Origin of the sequence: Flavobacterium tiangeerense (genome assembly GCF_007830355.1) — a bacterium.
Taxonomy (GTDB): Bacteria; Bacteroidota; Bacteroidia; order Flavobacteriales; family Flavobacteriaceae; genus Flavobacterium; species Flavobacterium tiangeerense.
On record NZ_VLKO01000008.1, the window covers coordinates 117,436 to 138,284 of the forward strand.

Annotated in this window: 13 protein-coding genes and 1 pseudogene; 11 read left to right on the forward strand and 3 right to left on the reverse strand. The window is 32.5% G+C overall.

Features of this window, described 5'->3' with window-relative positions; all coding sequences use genetic code 11:
- The first annotated feature begins 59 nt into the window (after positions 1-59).
- The 6 genes from IQ05_RS10510 (at position 60) to IQ05_RS10535 (ending at position 5,688) form a co-directional block, all read left to right on the forward strand.
- A complete protein-coding gene (locus tag IQ05_RS10510) occupies positions 60-455 on the forward strand; it encodes a GAT domain-containing protein (RefSeq protein ID WP_144892744.1) in 396 nt (131 codons plus the stop codon).
- Between the two features lie 43 nt (positions 456-498).
- A complete protein-coding gene (gene gloA2, locus IQ05_RS10515; RefSeq protein ID WP_144892746.1) occupies positions 499-888 on the forward strand; it encodes an SMU1112c/YaeR family gloxylase I-like metalloprotein in 390 nt (129 codons plus the stop codon).
- Positions 889-1,101: 213 nt separating this feature from the next.
- Positions 1,102-1,641 carry an IS1096 element passenger TnpR family protein gene (locus IQ05_RS10520; RefSeq protein WP_144892748.1) on the forward strand — a complete coding sequence of 180 codons (540 nt, stop codon included), beginning with the start codon at positions 1,102-1,104 and terminating at the stop codon, positions 1,639-1,641.
- Positions 1,642-1,717: 76 nt separating this feature from the next.
- Positions 1,718-2,077 carry a four helix bundle protein gene (locus IQ05_RS10525; RefSeq protein ID WP_144892750.1) on the forward strand — a complete coding sequence of 120 codons (360 nt, stop codon included), beginning with the start codon at positions 1,718-1,720 and terminating at the stop codon, positions 2,075-2,077.
- 44 nt (positions 2,078-2,121) lie between these two features.
- Positions 2,122-3,180 (forward strand): nucleoid-associated protein, encoded by a 1,059-nt coding sequence (locus IQ05_RS10530; RefSeq protein WP_144892752.1) that lies wholly within the window; start codon positions 2,122-2,124, stop codon positions 3,178-3,180.
- Between the two features lie 147 nt (positions 3,181-3,327).
- On the forward strand, positions 3,328-5,688 hold the full coding sequence (locus IQ05_RS10535) for a GAF domain-containing protein (protein ID WP_144892754.1): 2,361 nt from the start codon (positions 3,328-3,330) through the stop codon (positions 5,686-5,688).
- A 2-nt stretch (positions 5,689-5,690) separates the two neighbouring features.
- Here IQ05_RS10535 and IQ05_RS10540 read toward each other — a convergent pair whose 3' ends face one another.
- Positions 5,691-6,869, reverse strand: coding sequence for a Pycsar system effector family protein (locus IQ05_RS10540; RefSeq protein WP_144892756.1), 1,179 nt, complete (start codon positions 6,867-6,869; stop codon positions 5,691-5,693).
- Between the two features lie 25 nt (positions 6,870-6,894).
- Between IQ05_RS10540 and IQ05_RS10545 the strand changes: the two genes are divergently transcribed.
- Positions 6,895-10,620, forward strand: coding sequence for a metallophosphoesterase (locus IQ05_RS10545; RefSeq protein ID WP_144892758.1), 3,726 nt, complete (start codon positions 6,895-6,897; stop codon positions 10,618-10,620).
- Here the strand turns inward: IQ05_RS10545 and IQ05_RS10550 are convergent.
- Complete coding sequence (locus IQ05_RS10550) at positions 10,603-11,472, reverse strand: SdiA-regulated domain-containing protein (RefSeq protein WP_144892760.1); 870 nt, start codon at positions 11,470-11,472, stop codon at positions 10,603-10,605. The two genes, IQ05_RS10545 and IQ05_RS10550, sit on opposite strands and share 18 nt — an antisense overlap.
- Before the next feature lie 64 nt (positions 11,473-11,536).
- On the reverse strand, positions 11,537-12,595 hold the full coding sequence (locus IQ05_RS10555; RefSeq protein ID WP_144892762.1) for a hypothetical protein: 1,059 nt from the start codon (positions 12,593-12,595) through the stop codon (positions 11,537-11,539).
- 404 nt (positions 12,596-12,999) lie between these two features.
- Between IQ05_RS10555 and IQ05_RS10560 the strand changes: the two genes are divergently transcribed.
- From IQ05_RS10560 to IQ05_RS10575, 4 genes and pseudogenes are all read left to right on the forward strand, one after another.
- The gene (locus IQ05_RS10560; RefSeq protein ID WP_144892764.1) at positions 13,000-13,413 is read left to right on the forward strand and encodes a response regulator; all 414 of its coding nucleotides are present in this window, start codon (positions 13,000-13,002) and stop codon (positions 13,411-13,413) included.
- A gap of 53 nt (positions 13,414-13,466) precedes the next feature.
- The gene (locus tag IQ05_RS10565) at positions 13,467-14,360 is read left to right on the forward strand and encodes an ABC transporter ATP-binding protein (RefSeq protein ID WP_144892766.1); all 894 of its coding nucleotides are present in this window, start codon (positions 13,467-13,469) and stop codon (positions 14,358-14,360) included.
- Between the two features lie 80 nt (positions 14,361-14,440).
- Positions 14,441-15,278 (forward strand): annotated as a pseudogene (locus tag IQ05_RS10570) (ABC transporter permease).
- Positions 15,279-15,768: 490 nt separating this feature from the next.
- Positions 15,769-20,805 carry a T9SS type B sorting domain-containing protein gene (locus IQ05_RS10575; protein ID WP_144892768.1) on the forward strand — a complete coding sequence of 1,679 codons (5,037 nt, stop codon included), beginning with the start codon at positions 15,769-15,771 and terminating at the stop codon, positions 20,803-20,805.
- Positions 20,806-20,849 lie beyond the last annotated feature (44 nt).

A 20,849-nucleotide genomic window follows, 5' to 3' on the forward strand; every position in this document is an offset into this window, starting at 1 on the left:
ACGAATTCTTCAAAATATTTTTTTTGTTATCTTTGTTTCCAAAATTTAAATAAAACATAATGAAACATCTTAAAACATTTTTAATATTGGCGTTTATTGTTGTTGCAAACTCAGTATCAGCACAATCTACTTTTGATAAATGGCCTGCCATAAAAGAATTTCACGGAGTATTATCAGAGACCTTTCATCCTGCCGAGGAGGGGAAATTGGCTCCTATAAAAGCACGCTCAGCAGAGTTATTAGCAAAAGCTACGAAAGTGCAAAAAACTGATATTCCTGCAGAATTTAGAACAGAAATCATTACTGAATTAGTAAATCGATTACAAGCCAAAAGTAAATCTTTACACCAACTTGTTTCCAATAAAGGTGCAGATGATGAAATAGTAAAATCAATAACGGGGCTCCACGATATATTTCATGAAATTGTTGGTATCTGTTCTGATCCTGTAAAATAATCCGTAGGCCTAATCATTTGATTAGGCTTTTTTTCTTTCACACATGCTACAACTTCAAAAAATACATCATGTTGCTGTAATTTGCAGTGACTATGTGCAATCCAAACATTTTTACACATCCCTTCTTGGACTCACTGTGGTACAAGAAATCTATCGAGAAGACAGGGAGTCGTACAAACTGGACTTAGCCTTAAACGGAGTTTTTGTACTCGAATTGTTTTCATTTAAAAATCCACCTCAACGACCGTCTCAGCCTGAGGCAGCTGGATTACGGCATATTGCCTTTGAAGTAAAAGATATTGAAGCAACACGAGTATATTTTACAATAAAAGGTCTTGAATGCGAAACTATTAGAATAGATCAATACACTTTAAAAAAGTTTTTCTTTCTTTCAGATCCTGACGGTTTACCTTTAGAATTTTATGAGGCTTAACGCTAAAATTTTCAATAGAATTAAAACCAATCCTTAAAACTATAGGTTTTACATGTACTAAAAGTAGTTTTTATCCAAAAAATAAAAGTACCCATCTGGTTGCTTTGGCTACCAAGATAGCAGAGTAAACAAAAATCTTATCAACAAATCGAAAAACTAAAATCGAAAACTGAAATTAAATTTTACCTTTGACCTTTCAATAAAACAAAGATTATGGTTTATAAATTTAGGGTAATTCTAGACGCGGAAGATGATGTTTTTAGAGACATTGCAATACTTGAAGACGATACTTTAGAAGATTTGCATAATGCTATTTTCAATTCCTTTGGTTTTGACGGGATGGAGGTTGCTTCTTTTTATACGTGTGATGAAACTTGGAATCAAGAAGAAGAAATTCCGATGTTTGATACCGGCGATGTTCCTGGCGAACAAAAAACCATGAGCGACTACATATTATCGGACATTTTAGATAAAGAAAATACAAAAATCCTATATGTATATGACTTCATTAACATGTGGACATTCCTTGTAGAGCTAGCAGCCATTGAAGATCAAGTGGTAGGAAATACGTATCCTGAAACTATTTTTTCGCATGGAGAAATGCCAGATGAAGCGATGGAAAAAAACTTTGAATCTGACAATGCTGATGATTACAATGATGAATTTGAAGACGGTTTAGATGATGATGACCTAGACATGTTTGAAGGTGATGACAATTTTGAAGATTTTGGTTTTGAAGAGAATTGGAATTAGTTTGCAGTAAGGTTCTAAGCATTTAAGGTTCTGAGGTACTAAGTTCTTACATAAATTTAATTTATTATTTCACACCATGAGCAATTTTAGAAACCTACTGATTTGGCAAAAATCAATGTCATTAACAACTAAAATTTATAATTCAACCAAGAAATTTCCAAAAGAAGAAATATTTGCATTAACATCACAAATAAGACGAAGCTCAGTTTCAATTCCGAGCAACATTGCCGAAGGGTTTGGAAGAGACAGTAGTAAAGAATATTTACGTTTCTTAAATATTGCAATTGGATCATTATTTGAATTACAAACACAAATAGAAATCGCAAAAAACATAGACTATTTAAACGAAGATGAATTCACTACGTTGTACGAAGATAGTCGAGAAATTGAACGAATGCTGGTTTCGTTCATCAATAAAATAAAAGAAAGAGATTAAAACCTCAGTAAATCAGCAACTTTTCACTTAGCACCACAAAAAAAATGATCAACCTATATAACACACACATCGAAAATTTATCCATTCACAGAGTGGGAAATAAAAGCAGAAACGAAGCTATTTTTTTATCAGAGCAGCCCTTTAATCTTAATGATGAAATTGTGCCTTTGATGAAAGAATTTTTCTTTAAACCTTTTCGAGAAAAAGAAGAAAATTATTATCAATTTGCTCATGAGATTGACTTAGACTACAACGACATGTTTAAATATGCCACTGAAGTTTTTGACAATCCAAGTAGCATTCATGAAGTTTCAAAAAAAATCACTACACATTTATTTGAGCAGTCTAATCACCCTCATATTAAAAATGGGGAAGTGTATGTAACGTACTTGACGAACCTAAACATTGATAACAATGTTGTAGATGCTATTGGAATTTTCAAGAGTGAAATTCAAGCTGATTTTTTACAATTTGAAGAAAAAGCTACACAGCTTGAAATGATTTTACAACAAGGAGTGAGCTTAAACAAATTGGACAAAGGTTGTCTTATTTTTAATCACAAAAAAGAAGAAGGTTATAAAATTCTTACTGTTGATAGCAATCGTTACGATGCAAGATACTGGTTAGAGCATTTTTTATCAGTAGATGCTTTTGAAGATGAAAATTTCATCACTAAAAAGTATTTGAAATTCTGTCAAAACTTTGCCAAAGATGTTGTTTTTCCGGCTGAGGATAAAAAAGAAGAAGTGATGTTCATGAACCGATCTGTGAATTATTTTGCAAAAAACGATCAGTTTGAAGAGACTAACTTTTTGAACGAAGTTTTAGACAATCCAGATTTGATACCTGAATTCAAAAACTATAAAAGCGATAAGGGAGAAAAATACAGTATAGAGGATGTTACCTCCTTCCCTATTGCAAATGCAGCAGTATCTGATGCCAGAAAATCAATAAAAAATGTGATCAATTTAGATACTCATATCCAAATCAAAATGGACTTTATTAATCCCGAAAGTGCAGAGAAATTTGTAGAAAAAGGATGGGATGAAGAGAAACAAATGTACTACTACTTAGTTTACTTTAACAAAGAGGAGAAAAGTTAATCCCATTAATTTATTAGTAAAATTTTATAAAAAGGTCCGCCATTACAACCGTAATAGTGGGCCTTTTGATTTGTGAAATAAAAGAAAAAAACGAGTCTTTGAAACTTACTTTATTCCTAAATTTACAGATTAAAAAATCAGTTCTAAATGTCACAATTTTTTTTCAAAGAAAGTCCTTTCAAAACTCTTATTTCGTTTCATAAACTCATTGATGGGCTGGAGGAAATTGCTAATAGCCCTATAGATTATAGAGCTAATTACGCCAAGGCATTGCTAAAAGAAATGGCACCATATCCTGAGTTTAAAACAGGGATTGAGGATTTTGAAATGATTTTTAAAAATAAAGAATTATTAGAAAACATACTCGCAGATTTATTTCCTACGGTATTGACTCAAAATGAAATCAAAGCTGTAACTATTCCGTTTCAAAATTTCACTTTTAATTATTCTAAGCGTTTTCAAAAAATAATAGAAAATGCAGGAACACCCTTTGACATGACCATTAGGGATTTTGATGAAGATCAATTTTATGTCATGAGTTGTATTTTAATTTTAAATTCGTTTTACAAACAAAATTTTGAATACAATAAGCCTTTGTTTTATGATATTCCAGATAAAAATGGGATTATGAAGCATTATCGAATTTTGTACAATGCTGATTTTATGGAAATCATTCCAACTGCAGATGTTATCCCATTAACTACTAATGAAATAGATTTGTTAATGGATAACTTTGATGACATTGCATTATGGAAACAAAAATTCCCTAAAGAAAGTTGGATCCTGAAAGGTTTTGGAATTGTATCCTTATTTGATGCTACAATTGAAAATGCGGTATCAAACTTAAAGAGTAATCTTTTAAAAACCAAAACAGAACCAAATGAAGATCCAGGAGATTTTGAAGGTATCTTTCGTTCAATTTTTAAAATCTCAGACTTAAAAGTTGGATTTATAATGTTTGACGAAGAGGAGCAAAAATTTGTCAAACCCCCTTATGATGTCACGGGAAGTTTCGTACTCCAAGATTTACCAGAGGTGGATTGTAATAATTCCCTATTTGGATGTTCATTAGAGAGTATTCTAAATCAAAACAAACCTTTTATCATTTCAAATGTTGAAGAATTTGCTCAGAATTTAAACAATGAAAAACTAGGAAACTATTTGCTATCACTAGAAATCAAGAGTTGCATACTAGCACCAGTAACAAAAAAAGGTAAACTATTAGGTATTATTGAGCTTGTTTCTAGCAAATCTAGAGCGTTAAACAGCATTAATGTCAATAATTTAAATATGATTTTACCCTATGTTATTGATACCTTAGAACGGTATAATGATGACATGCAAAATCAAATTGAAGCCATAATTCAGCGGGAATACACTGCCATTCACCCAAGTGTGTACTGGAAATTCAAAAAAGAAGCGGTTACTTATTTTAAAACTCAAACTAAAGATTACAACTTTAAAGAAATAGTTTTCAAAGAAGTCTATCCTTTGTATGGACAAATTGACATCAAGGGATCATCAAATCACAGAAATGAAACCGTAAAAGAAGATTTGAAGAATCAATTAAGCGCTTTAATTAAAATATTTGAAAACCAACAATCAAACACTAATCTTGTATTATCAGAGCAACGCACTTATGAATTGCAAACTTTATTAACACAACTAGATGCTCCGCTAAAAGCTGATACAGAACAACAAATACAACTGTATATAGAAAATGAAATTCATCCTATTTTAAAGAATACTATACAAGCTAATGATGGCAACACTTTAGAAAATAAATATTTTAATAGCCTAGATCCTAAAACAGGAATGTTTTATCATGCTAGGAAAAAATTTGATCATGCAATATCCATTATCAATAAAAAACTAGCTTCAATCCTTGACAAAAAACAAACTGAAGCGCAAGAAATCTATCCGCATTATTACGAGCGTTTTAAAACGGATGGCGTAGAACACAACTTATACATAGGCGCTACCATTGCACCAAACAAAACTTTCGATACTTTGTATTTGCACAATTTAAGGTTGTGGCAATTGCAAACTTTATGTGAAATGGAAAAAGAGCACCATCAATTGAAATATTCACTGCCTTATGAACTAGATGTAACATCGCTAATTCTAGTTTTTAGCTCTCCTATTTCTATACGGTTTAGAATGGACGAAAAACGTTTTGATGTAGACGGCACCTATAATGCCCGATATGAAGTAGTTAAAAAACGAATTGATAAAGCGCATATAAAAGGAACCTCTGAACGAATTACCGAAAAAGAGAAAATAACTATTGTATACTCACACAATAACGAAGAAACAGAATATCTCAACTACATTAAGTTTCTGCAATTCAAAAAAATACTTGAACCTGGCATCGAACAATTTGAAGTTGAAGAGCTACAGGGTGTATCTGGATTAAGAGCAATACGTGTTAAAGTAAGTAATACGAGCCAAACTCAAGTTAATTCTAGTTATGACTTTTATGAAAATAATTTAGATAAAGGGAATTAATGTTACCCCATTCTGAAAGCAATTACAAATGCAATTACAGAAATTATTATTCCAATCATGAAAAAATTATAAGTCAATCGCAACAATCGGTATTTTTTTTCGAGTACCACACCTAGATAATATAAATCTTTAATCATAGAATTGTACAAATACTCTTTGTCTTTCATCATTTCATTCATAGCCCATTGGTATTCCTCCAAAGGCATTTTATAAAAATTACCAAAAAACAATAAATTTACTTTTTGATTTTCAATGTCTTGACGCGAAAAAACACCTTTTGTTACTTTGGGCCTAGTAGATAAAATTGCAAAAATTATAGTTGTTACACTTGACATAAGCATGATAAAAGTAGGTATCATGAGATGTACATTTTTAGGGCTATCTAGTTTAGGAATTAAAATGGATAACGCAATAGATATAATAATTGCATTTACAGATAATAATATATTGGCTTTGCTATCAGCAATACCGCTTAAAGTAGTATGATTATTAAGAGTAACCCTAAAAAGTGTGTCAACAGCACGATCTGGTTTATCTTCTTTTTCCTTTTTAGTTGGAACAAATTCTAGATCTTTACCCTTGGTCAATCCCATTTTTTTAATTTTCTTTTGAAGTTTTTTAATATTTTTTTCTTTTAGAGGTTGCCATTGTTCGAGGGCATAATCCGTGTAATAACGATGAGTATTAGTAAGGAAATCAATATTTTCGAGAATCCAATCTTTATCTGAGAATTTTTTTTGATCCAAACACGCCCATTCTTCTCGTAAATCATTACAAGTAGTAGCATAATTAGGTGCCGAAAGATGAAAACAATCACCATCCTTCATGATTTTTTCTAAGAGTGTTTGAGGTTCATATCCAAATTTAGTTGACATTATCAGCGAGGCTACCTGATCTATAAACTCAGATGACTTTACCTTATCTGATAGAAAATCACGCATCAGAGATACACTAACTGCTTCATGATTATCATAACAATTTGTATATCCCGTATCATGAAACCAAGCCGCAATTTGTAAAGTTTCAGAATCCTTTACACTTACATTTTCCATTTTAGCAAGTAATGAAATGGCTTCAACAACCTGAATAGTATGCTGTATATTATGATAGGTAAATGAGTTAGAAAGTTTATCTTTGAAGAGTTTTTCAACGTAATCCTTGGCTTGTTCTATTAAATTCATGGACATATTTTTACACCACTAAATTATGAAATTATTTTCGGATAAATCTTCTAATCCTTTTTATATAACTGGAATTTCAATTCTGTTAGTTTTTATTCTTTTCACGTCCTGTGCAACGCATCATGCACAATATGGGAAAAATGCAAAAAACCTAACTCAGAACGCAACAGATAGCTTAAAAATTGCACATACTTTTTATTTAATTGGAGATGCAGGAAACGCAAATGAACCAAAGGCGAAAGAAACATTAAGCCTACTTGAAGAGCAATTAAAAAAAGAAAATGCAAACAGCACATTACTATATTTAGGAGATAATATTTACCCAAAAGGATTACCAGACACCAATCCGGCAAATGAACGCTTAATTGCTGAAGAGAAACTACTAAATCAACTAAAATTATCTCAAAATTTTAAAGGAAAAACCATTTTTATACCGGGAAATCATGACTGGTACAGTGGCCTGAAAGGGTTAGAACGTCAAGGTAAATTTGTTACGAATTATTTGAAAGAAAAAAAGTCATTTATGCCTAGTAATGGTTGTGGTATTGATGAACTAGAAATCAATAAAAACCTCAGTTTGATCGCAATTGACAGCCAATGGTTTCTAGAAAACTGGGACAAAAGCCCCACTATAAATGAGAACTGTAATATTAAAACAAGGGAAGCTTTTTTTATTGAACTTGAAAATATATTGTCAAAAAATCAGGATAAAACCGTAATCATAGCTATGCACCATCCATTGATGAGTAATGGTTCTCATGGTGGACAATTTTCATTAGAAAAACAACTTTTCCCATTAGAGCAAAAAATTCCATTACCAGTACTAGGATCACTCATCAATTTAGTTCGAAAAACATCTGGCATAAGTCCGCAAGACATTCAAAACAAGCAGTATGACCTGTTTATCAAACGCGTTAAAACTTTGCTTCAAAACCATGAAAATTTAATAGTAGTTTCTGGTCATGATCACAATTTACAATATATAGAAAGAGATAATATCAAACAAATTATTAGTGGTGCAGGATCAAAATCTGAGGCGGCGAGAGCAATTCTCGATTCGGATTTTTCGTATGGTAAAAATGGATTTGCAAAGTTAATTGTTTTTGAAAACGGACTTTCAAAAGTGATGTACTTTGGCAAAGAAAAAGAGTCCCTCATTCATGAAAAAATAGTGTTACAAGAGAAAAAAGATTTTGATGTTAGTGGTTTTCCAAAATCGTTCCCATCTACAACCAACACCAGCATTTACAGTCCTGAGCAAACAAAAAAATCTGGGTTTTACAAGTTCTTTTTCGGTAATCACTATCGCAATTATTACAGCAAACTCATCAACGTTCCTGTAGCAACTATAGATACACTTTTAGGAGGATTACAACCCAAACGTGCTGGAGGTGGACACCAATCTAATTCCCTTCAACTTTTTGATTCTAATGGAAAAGAATATGTGATGCGCAGTTTAAAAAAGAGTCCTACTCGATTTTTACAAGCGGTAGCATTCAAAAAACAATTCATTCAAGATGAATTTGAAGACACTTACGCCGAAAATTTATTGGCTGATTTTTACACCACAGCACATCCGTATACCCCTTTGGCAGTTGGTAACTTGGCCTCAAAAATAGGTGTTGCACATACTAATCCCGTTTTATATTACATACCCAAACACGCAGCGCTTCAAAATTTTAATAGTACTTATGGCAATGAACTATATATGGTAGAAGAACGCGCAACTACAAATCAAATTGCTACCTCTAGTTTTGGAACACCACTAGCAATAGTCAGCACAGAGGATGTTTTAAAAAACATGCGCAAGGATGAAAAATATGCGGTAGATGAAAGTGAATACATCAAAGCTAGATTATTTGATATGCTAATAGGTGATTGGGATAGGCATGAAGATCAATGGCGCTGGGGCGAATATCACGAAAATGATACAGTTATTTACAAACCTATTCCCCGTGATAGAGATCAGGCATTCAGTAAATATGATGGTGCATTGGTTTATGTGTTAATGAAAAACGTACAACTAAGACACATGCAGTCGTTTAAAGATAATTTAAAAAATGTAAAACTAATGAATAGAGAGGCTTATCCACTGGATTTGGCCTTCTTAAAAAAAACTACTAAAGATGAATGGGTAAAACAAGCTAAATACATTCAAGAAAACTTGACAGATAGTGCTATAGACGACGCCTTTAAATTACTACCTAAAGAAGTTTTAGATTATACAATTACAGACATACAACAAAAATTGAAAGCAAGAAAAAAAGAACTTACTATTGCTGCTTCAACTTATTATGATGTACTGCAACACACTGTAATGCTTGTAGGTACTGATAAAAAAGACAAATTTGTGGTACTAAATGAAGAAAAAAACAAAGTAACTATTCAAGTATTTCGAGTAAAGAAAGCGGGAGAAGAATTGCAGTATTCCAGAAATTTTACTGCCAATAAAACCAAAAAAATATGGATTTATGGATTAGATGATGACGATGAATTCATAGTAAAAGGAACATCAAATTCAGGAATTAAAATAAGATTGATAGGCGGTCAAAATGAAGACTTGTACACTATTGAAAACGGCAAACAAGTAAAAATTCATGATTTTAAATCCCGTACCAATACGTACACTCTTGACTCAAAAACAAAGTTAAGGTTGATGGACGATTACGACAATAGCTTTTACGATTATAAAAAACCAAAATACAATTATTTTACTGGCTTACCCAACATTGGGTTTAACCCCGATGATGGTATAAAAATAGGAATAGTAGCAGGCTACATTGTAAATGATTACAAGCAAAATCCTTTTACTCATAAACATTCTTTAAAAACCAATTATTATTTTGCAACAAGTGGGTATGAGGCTATTTACAATGGAAAATTCCCAAAACTCTTTGGCAAATGGGATGCTGATCTTGAAGCCCGTTTTACAAGTCCTAACTTTACGATCAATTATTTTGGGTATGGTAATGAAACCCAAAATGATTCGGAGTTATTTGACATGGATTACAACCGTGTTCGAATTCGAATGATAAAAGTGATGCCATCCATTAATAAAATTGGTCTTAACGGTAGCAAGTTTCAGATACAATCTAGTTATGAAAGAATTACAGTAGAGGAAACAACCAATAGGTTTGTAGATTCCTCTCCCGAAGTAAATCCAAAAGTTTTTGAAAATCAGCATTTTGCTGGTGCAAGTGTAAAATACAGTTATGAAAACTATGACATCCCTGCATTTCCATCCATGGGAATGGGAATTAGTTTTACCGGAAGTTGGAAAATGAATCTAGAAGATTTAAAAAGAAATTTCCCTACTTTAGAAAGTAAAATAAACTTTAACCATAAAATAGATGCTAAAGGAAAACTAGTTGTTGCCACAATCCTGAAAGGAAAAGCAGTACTTAATAATAATTTCGAATTTTATCAAGGCGCAACTTTAGGAGGTGATTATGATTTAAGAGGCTTTAGAAATGAACGTTTCTTGGGGAATCAATCTTTTTATCACAGTAGTGATATCCGTTTGAATCTTGGTAAAATAAAAAGAAGCGTTATCCCAATGACTTTTGGTATTTTAGGTGGTTATGACTATGGGCGCGTTTGGCTAAAAGGAGAAAACTCTGAAAAATGGAATCAATCCATTGGCGGAGGTATTTGGCTTAACGGTCTCAATGCACTTACAGCGCGCATCACTTATTTTAAAAGTGCAAGTGAGGAAGCTCGTATTGCCTTTGGTTTAGGATTTGGTTTTTAGTTGTGTTAAAGTAGTTTTGTAAACCTTACCGCCATCACTACCGTACTTTTCATCAGCAAGTAGTATTTTGTCATTGTCTATAAATGTGGCTGCTTCTTTTTGAGAAAAATGGTTCAATTCTAGAGCCGTTTGCTTACCGCTCAAAAAATTATCGCCTTTGAAGTTTTCGAAAAGAATAATTTTATCATGTGTTAGAAATGCTACCTTTGACTTATCAGGACTTATAATAGCACTCGTTATAGCACATGATTTATAGGTGTCACAGGTTTTAAAACTACCCAATAATTTGGCTTGATGATATCCGGCTTGATTCGGTATTTTATAAATTAATGACGTCCCATCAAATCCTTTACTTCTGTTTTTGGTAAACAAATAAAAATAGTTATTCATCTCAAAAAAACCTTCAACATCATACAATAACTCTTTTTTATTGGGAGGAAATTGCTTTTGTTCAGGATATGAAAATGATATTTTTGAAACGGGTGCAGCAGTAGCATTCAATAAAGAATTTTTGTCTAATTTATATATACATAAATCCCTGCGTTCATTGTCATTATTACCAAAATCACCGAGATATAAATTTCCGTTTTTATCCATAGTAACATCTTCCCAATCTGTGTTTTGAGCATCAGTTATGGATATTGTTTTTGTGATTTTACCTGTAGAGTTAATTTTATATAATGCGCTAGCATTGCCGCTATCCTCAATTGCCCATACGGACTCATCTTGCGGTGTATAAATGATCCCTGAAACTTCTTTGAGTTTCTTTGGTAAAGAATACAATTCTGTTATGGCAGATGATGGTTGCTCACAAGAAGCTAATAAAAGACTGATAAAAATATATTTTTTCATAATACATAAATGTGATAATCCATAAAAATCAATTCAAATATAACCAATACGCTCTAGTTAACAATTACTTTTTTAAAACCGTACTGTTTTTATAATTCCTTGTGATAAACTCAAAAGCGGCAACCATAATACTTCCCATTGATTTTGCTTTTTTAAAATTGAGATCTTTTGTATATCGGTACAACTCCATTTTTAATTGTTCCAAATGCATCTCGGTAGAAAGAGTATCTGTACTCATTATTTCGAGTAATCTGTTAATTCTGTTTTCGGAGGATAAAATTCTTTTGGCTAGCACTGCGCGTTCTTCATCTTTGTATTGCTCAATAGAACTCATTTGAAGCTTTTCTTTAACCAGTTTAACCATGGGGTAATTTTCTTTAAAAAATTGAGGTCTGTACACTTTAAAATTCCCCTCATAACACTGCTGATCAAAATCTATAGCCCGTATTTTATAAACTACGTGATCAAAATCATGTATGGGAACAATGACATAATTATAGGCACGCATATCCCCCAACAATCGAATCATGCATCGTTCATTAAACTTTACAAACTCTTTTGCTATTTGAGCCTTTTCCGTTTCGGTACAATCAGCTAGTAAGGTTTTTATAAAAATATCTCCCGGGATTCCCATAATATGTTCCTCAATAAGAGTATCATTATACACCAAGAAATTGATTTTATCAGGTGAAAGAATATGTTCTAATTCTAGCCCATAAACCCGGGAAGCATCCGCTTTTTTTACATAAAAATGAGTGTAATTATCATTTAAAATGTTTCTAACTTTGATTCGAAATGGTTTAGAATTTCCAAAAGTGCAATAATCAATAGAGTCGATATTCAAAAACTTTAGTATTCCTAAATTTCCATCAGAGTGCAGTAAGGAATATATCTTTTTTAAATTTAAGTCAATTTCCTCACGCTCAAACTCATTATAATATACTCTTATCCACAAAGTATCTTGGTCATTTTTATCATATACGGTCACAGAGCCTGTAAAACGTAATAAATCATCATAAAACACTGTTACTTTTGAAACCCTATCAAATCGTTCTAAATATTCTTGTAAAGAATTATTTATTGGATAAGACGGTTTTTTAAAAACCATAATAGGATCACTCATGAGTTTTTTATTCAAAAATACAATAAAAATGTATCTGAAGAACTTAATTCTTGTCTAATACCTTGCATTTAAAGACCAAAACATTCTTAAAAGTAGTGGACTGATTTGAAAAATATGAAACTATTTTTTAAATAATAAACTAAAATTTCAACATTATCATAAACGGAAATTAATTACAAATTATAAGTTTTAAAAAACTAGGAATTGAGAATTTAAACTTTATATTTGATATTGTTGAAAATTCATATAAAAATGGTCGTAAATTTTAGGTGAAGCAAGTGCTAGAGTTAAATTAAATATGCTTGTAGAAATGTATCAACAAAATAAAAAAATGAGCCTCTGTTTTACTATCTTAATTTTCAATCAACCAAATGCTTAGGGTCTAAATTTAAACTGATACAGTTATGAGCAATGAATTAACTTACCTTATTGATGATGACTATTTAACACTACGACTGACCACAATGCTTGCTAACCGGATAAGTTTTAGCAGTTCATTAGAATCCTTTTCGAATGCTAAAATTGCTCTTGAATTATTACAAAAAAATGCCACAAACCATCATGATCTTCCTAATTGTATATTACTAGATATCAATATGCCGTTAATGAACGGATGGGAATTTCTAGACGCACTAAAACAATTAAACATACAAAAAGATATTTTTGTTTTCATAATGACCTCCTCTATTGAATTTTCCGATATTGAAAAAGCAAAAAAATACGCTAATGTTAAAAATTATATAGAAAAACCTATAAGCATTGAAAAACTTGAAGCAATCAAACATTTTATAGCTATTTCAAAGAAACCTAAAAAGTAGTAACAAAATCTTTTCTCCAACGTCATATAGTTAAACCAAAAAAAACTTGACACTTGGAAACCATTTTAACCATACAAAATCTTAATAAGCGTTACGGCGCAGTACAAGCCTTGAAAGATGTATCATTTGATATTCAAAAAGGCAACGTTTACGGAATTCTAGGACCAAATGGTAGCGGAAAATCAACAACGTTAGGTATTGTACTTAATGTTGTTAACAAAACTTCTGGCTCTTACAGCTGGTTTGGCGGTACGATACAAACTCACGATGCACTAAAAAAAGTAGGTGCTATTATTGAAAGACCTAATTTTTACCCATACATGACTGCCAAGGAAAATTTGGAGCTAGTGTGTCTAATAAAAGGTATTAATTATGCCAAAGTAAGTGAAAAACTAGAATTAGTAGGGTTAACAGATAGACAAAACAGTAAGTTTAGAACCTTTTCACTAGGTATGAAACAGCGTTTGGCTATAGCATCGGCATTATTAAACGATCCTGAAATTTTAATACTTGATGAACCTACAAACGGATTAGACCCACAAGGAATACATCAAATTAGAGATATTATTAAAATCATTGCCGCGCAAGGAACTACAATACTCCTTGCTTCTCATTTACTAGACGAAGTTGAAAAAGTGTGTACGCATGTTTTAGTACTACAAAAAGGAAAAATATTATACACCGGATTAGTTGATGGTATGTCCTCTAATGAAGGTTTCTTTGAATTGCAAGCTGATAATATGCAACAACTTGCTGATCTTGTAGCAACGCATCCAGCAGTAAAAAACGTAGTAAAAACAAATGATAAAGTAATTGTTTATCTACAAAAAGAACTCGAAGCAAAAGACCTCAATCAATTTTTATTTAGTAAAAATATTATCCTGAATCATCTTGTAAAACGAAGAAATAGTCTTGAAGAGCAGTTCTTAGAACTGACAAATAAATAAGTCTATCTCTATTTCATTTTACTGACTTAACACAACCTTTTAAAATTTTGGCTAATTAGCCAAAGATAAAATTATACCTTATGAAAAGACTTCTTACGATAGAGTTACAAAAAATCTGGAAAAATAGAGCGAGTCGGGTTTTAACACTAGCCTACTTCATTTTGCTTACGTTCATTGCATTAATAGCATCAATCAAGTTTGATTTAGGTCCATTCAAATTTCATTTAGCCGAAATGGGCATTTTCAATTTCCCATACATCTGGCACTTCAATACCTACATTGCATCTATTTTGAAATTCTTTTTAGCAATTGTAATTGTTTCAATGATGGCCAATGAGTACAGTTATGGTACCTTAAAACAAAACTTGATTGACGGAATGAGCAAAAAAGAATTCATACAATCAAAATTTTTGACAGTATTTCTTTTTGCTACGGTATCAACGGTGTTCCTTTTTATTTTGACCTTAATACTTGGATTTAGTTTTTCATCCTTTACTGAAATAGATATTGTTTTTTGCAGATTTAGATTATCTATTGGCTTATTTTGTAAAACTAATTGGCTTTTTCTCTTTCTGTTTATTTCTTGGAATTTTGATCAAGAGATCTGCATTTGCTTTAGGTTTCTTGTTGGTTTGGAATATTATAGAAGGAATTATAAGTGGTATTTTAACATTCAAAGTTTTTCCAGAGGGTACTACTGCAGCCAGTATTACCCAGTTTTTACCACTACAATCCATGTCTAATCTTATCATTGAGCCTTTTTCACGTTTATCAGTTGTAAAAAATATTGGTACTCAAATTGGTTTAGAGAATAGCAAGGACTATGGAGTTTCCCTTTTTTCAATTGCAATTGTATTGTGCTGGACCGTTATTTTTATATATTTTTCTTATAAAATTTTAAAAAACAGGGATTTATAGAAACTATAATTTAAGACGAATGGTTTAAATTCAGTATTGATTTACTTTATTGTTGCTTATTTTTAAAATTGTTCTAAAGCGATAACTATGGACAACTATACTCTACAGCCTCGCAAAGAGTACAGATAATTTTAGAAATATACTTCTAAAATAGCTTTAACGAGAATAGATACTTTTTCGGTTTTGCGAAAAAAACATTCTTATTTTGAGTAATTTACAAGTATTTTTCTAACATATGAAGTAATCTTATCTATTACTTGTAATAGTATGAATGCTTTAGTATTTTTTGTTTAAAAAAAGATGACCTCAATTTATATTAAATTCACAATATCGATCTAAGGGATATCTGGAACTTATATTTTAATTGCAAACCTACCATTAGGGTTTGATTTTTTCCCTATACAAAATTTATTAGATCAACTCCAATTATTTGAAAGCCGAAGATCAATTTACTTTTAAAAGATAATTTAAATTTTCCTATTTTTAGCGCATGAAAAAAACTTTACTACTACTAACGATTCTACTTTCAATTAGTTGTTTTGCACAATTTAGTAAAACGCACTATATACCACCTATTACGGCTCAATCTAATGTGGTTGAAGATCATTACATTTATATTTCTACTCCAAATACTAAAGACGTTCCTTTTAAAATAATTGAAAATGGCGGTAATGTAATTACGGGTGTAGTGAATAATATAACTCCATTTCGCTATTTTATAGGAACGGGAGATTTTACGCAATTATTTACTCCTAAAAATACAATTGGGATTTTAAAGAACAAAGGCTATGTGATTGAAGCGGAGGATTTGGTGTATGCTAATATTCGCGTAAATGCTGCTAGAACCAATAGTGGAGCCTATAATCATGCCGGTGGATTGGTTTCAAAAGGAAATAGTGCTTTGGGAAAAACATTCCGTTTAGGAGCGATGTTGAATCCTCTTTTTGACACTACTTTATTGAATTTTGCGTCTATTTTAGCTACCGAAAATGGTACAAAAGTTACGATTTCTAATCTGCCCATAGGAACTGTTTTGACCGATGGAACTGTAATCAGCGGTCCAATAACATTGACACTGAACAAAAATGAAAGTTACGTACTTGCATTAGAAAATACTAACCCAGGCGTAACACCGTCAAATAGTGCCAAAATGATTGGTGCATTAGTTGAATCTGACAAAGCCGTGGTGGTCAACGCGGGTTCGTTTTGTGGAAGCAATAGTTCAGTGGTAAGTGGTGCTGGAACTCCAACGGGACGAGATGTAGGATTTGATCAAATTGTACCTATTGAACGTACAGGAACTGAATATATATTTGCCAAAGGACTAGGAACCGACGAATTGGAACGTGTTTTACTAGTAGCACATACGGACCAGACCAAAGTATTTCTAAACGGAAATACTTCTCCTTTTACTACCTTAAACAAAGGAGAATATGTTGCAATTGACGGTGCAAATTTCACAAATGGTAGTTTATATGTCACCTCTTCTGAAAAAGTATTTGCTTATCAAAGTATTGGTGGTACTGCTTCACCAGCAAATCAAAATATGTTTTTTGTTCCGCCTTTGAATTGTTCAACACCAAATGTGGTAGATAACATCCCTAACATTCAAGAAATTGGAAGCACTTTCTATGATGGTGGATTGAATATTATTACCGAAACTGGGGCGACAGTTTTAATTAATAATTCACCTATTAGTGCTAGTCCACAATCAATAATTGGAAATCCTGGGTTTGTGAAATACACTGTTTCTGGACTAAGCGGAAACATAGCCGTTAAATCGACCAAACAAGTATATGTGTCCTATTTTGCTACTAACGGAGCAGCAACGTATGGCGGTTACTATTCTGGTTTTGATATAAAACCAGAAATTGTATCGGATAAAATTGCAGTTGGTACCTCCTCTTGTATTCCCAATGTCGTATTAAAAATTAGTAGTTTATCCGCTTATGATACGTTTCAATGGTACAAAGATGATGTTGCTATTCCGTTGGCTACGACCAATAGCTATACTCCTATAACACCTGGTTATTATCAAGTTAAAGGGAGTATTTCTGGTTGTTTGAGCGATGTCTTTTCGGATAAAATTCCAGTAAGTGATTGTGCCAAAGACAACGATAATGACGGCACAAATAACAACATTGATATTGATTGGGACAATGATGGATTGCTCAACACGGTTGAGAGTAGCTCTAATTTTTTTAATCATAGTAATACTCTTTCGGCTAGTAACTTTAACGCGACAGTCAGCGGCTCTGGAACCATAACAGGCTATCCCGTTTATGGTTTTGTTTCGGATGTTCCAGCGGGTAAAAACAATCCTACTATTTATAAAATCACCTTTACAAAACCAGAAACTATTGATTTTCGCTATATAACTGATGGCAACGCTCAAACCACTCCAAGTGATGATTTTGCTAATGGTGATGGTGATTTTGTGGTTAGTGCGCCTACGAATCAAACTTTAACGATTAAGGATCCATTCGGTGATCTTCTAATTGATACTAATTATGATGGTATTTACGAAAGTGGTGTAAAAGAATTTACCTCTTTTGAAATTCGTTTTCGATTTAAAAGTACAACAGCAGTTACACAAGGTACTGCACGTTTCACAATTCTAGGCTACAAAGTGGATAGTTTAACCTTCAAGCATTACAACCTTTCGGACATAGTAGCCAACCGAGCGGCTTTTTATATAGGTCAAACTATAGACCAAGATTCGGATCTAGATACTATTCCTGATGCATTAGATATTGATATCGACAATGACGGAATTCCAGATACTATTGAAGCACAAGGAAAAGGATTCAAATCATTTTCAGGAGTAGATACCAATAAAGACGGTTTGGATAATGCATTTGAACCTGGATTAGTTGCTATTAATTCTGACTCAGATATAAATGGAACCTTTTATCTAGTAAAAGATATACTCGATTTAGATAGCGATAATGATGGTATTTTTGACCTTGTTGAAGCTGGACACAATACTACCGACGCCAATAAAGATGGAAATGTAGACGGAAATGTAGGTTTGAATGGTTTATTAGACATTTTGGAAACCGCTCCAGATAGCGGAAAATTGAAATACACTATTGCAGATACGGATGCGGATGGCAACTTTAACTATTTTGAATTAGACAGCGATGATGATGGTTGCAAAGACGTAATCGAGGCTGGATTTCTAGATGGAGACGCAGATGGATTATTAGGAAACAGTCCCGTGACAGTAAATGACAAGGGTGTTGTTACATCAGGTACAGGATACACCACTCCAAATGTTAATTATACAATTGGAGCGCCAATTGTTATTACTACTCAACCCATCAATAAATCACAATGTTTATTGCAAAATACTACTTTTGAAGTGGTTTCCAATGCTGAAAGTTTCCAATGGGAATTGAGTACCGATGGCACAACCTGGACTACACTAACCAATAACACAACTTACTCTGGAGTTACAACAAAAACATTGACCATTACAAGTGTAAAAAACGCAATGAATGGCTATAAATACCGTGTGCAATTAAATAAAACTGGAAATTCTTGTGGTTTACTTTCTGCGGAAACTACTTTAACGATATTAAGCTTACCCGTTGTGAATAATGTAACCATTGTTCAGTGTGATGATGATCTAGATGCTGTAACGACTTTCAATTTAACGGTGAAAAATAATGAAATATCTGCTAATGCGGCAAATGAAAATTTCACATATTATACTACTTTTAATGGAGCTACAACAGCTGATAACACAACCCTTATTACAAACCCAACGGCATTTACTAATACAACGCCGGTGACCATGAATGTTTGGTCAAGAGTCAGTAATGCAAATGGCTGCTTTAGTGTAGCAACGCTTAGATTACAAGTTTCAGCGACACAAATCCCAACTATTTTTAGAAGATCCTATAGTGCATGTGATGATTTATTGGATATAAATGGTAATAATAATGCAAACAATGATAAGAGAGATGGAATAAGTAGTTTTGATTTCAGCGGTGCCTCCACGGATATCAAGGCGCTACTTCCACCTGGAAATTATACTGTAACTTTTTATCGTAACCAAGCCGATGCACTAGCAGAATTGAATGCTATTACTGATATTTCGAATTATAGAAACATAGGATATCCAAACACGCAACTAATTTGGGGCCGAGTAGATAGCGATGTAACTAACTCTTGTTTTGGTTTAGGACCTTATGTTTCACTAACTGTTGAAAAACTACCTGTAGCAAATCCAGTAACTATAGCAAGACAATGTGATGATAACCAAGATGGTATTTTTACTTTTGATACATCAGCATTACATGCAACAGTACTCAATGGACAAACTAATGTAAACGTTACCTACTTTGACGAGAACAACAATGCCCTTTCAAGTCCTTTTCCTGCTTCATTCACCACTACAACTCAAAACATAAAAGCTGTAGTTACAAATAATTCAACACTGGCTTGTAGTGAAGAAGTTACCATTGCATTTATTGTTGATGATTTACCAGAGGCGTTCTCTATACCTACAAATTTAACTACAGTATGTGATGACGAAGTAGATCCTCTTTTACAAGACGGACAATATTCATTTGATACAACTACCTTTCAAAATAGTATTTTAGGTGGTCAAACAGGCATGATGGTAAATTATTTTGATAAAGATGGAAATCCTTTAACAAGTCCGCTTCCAAATCCATTTGTAACGCTTACTCAAAACATAACAGTTGAAGTTGAAAATACAATAAATCCAACTTGTAAAGCAATCTTAACGATTCCGTTTATAGTTAATCCATTGCCTCCAATTCAATTAAACACCAATGGAGGAGATAACGAATTAGTATGTTCTAATTTACCAACATTCTTTGTTCAACTAAATACTGGTTTACCCAATGGGACTAATCCTGCTGATTATACCTATACTTGGTACAAAGATTCCAATATCATTACTAACGAAACTGGTCCAACTCTTGATGTAAATACAGAAGGTGACTATAGTGTAGAAGTGGCAACATTATTAGGATGTGAAAGAACAAGAACTATAAAAGTAACCGCTTCAGATATTGCTACGATAGCAAGCGTCGATATAGTAGATCTAGCCGACAATAATACGGTAACGGTTGATGCTAATGGAAAGGGTGATTATGAATACAGTTTAGACTTACCTAACGGTCCTTTTCAAGATTCTAACTTTTTTGATAATGTTCCTTCAGGAATTCATGAAGTGTATATTAATGATAAAAATGGTTGCGGTACCGTAAGCAAAACAATTGCAGTAACCGGAGCTCCTAAGTTTTTCACACCAAATGGAGATAACATTAATGATTACTGGAATATCAAAGGAGTAAATAATGTCTTTAATAGAAATTCAATTATATATATTTTTAATAGATTTGGAAAATTAATAAAACAAATAACGGCATCAAGCCAAGGATGGGACGGAACGTTTACAGGCCAACCCATGCCAGCAGATGACTACTGGTTTACTGTAAAACTTGATGATGGACGAGAAATGAAAGGTCATTTCAGTTTAAAAAGATAATGCTTAAAACGCTTTAAACTACAAGTTATTCACTTTGTAAAGTA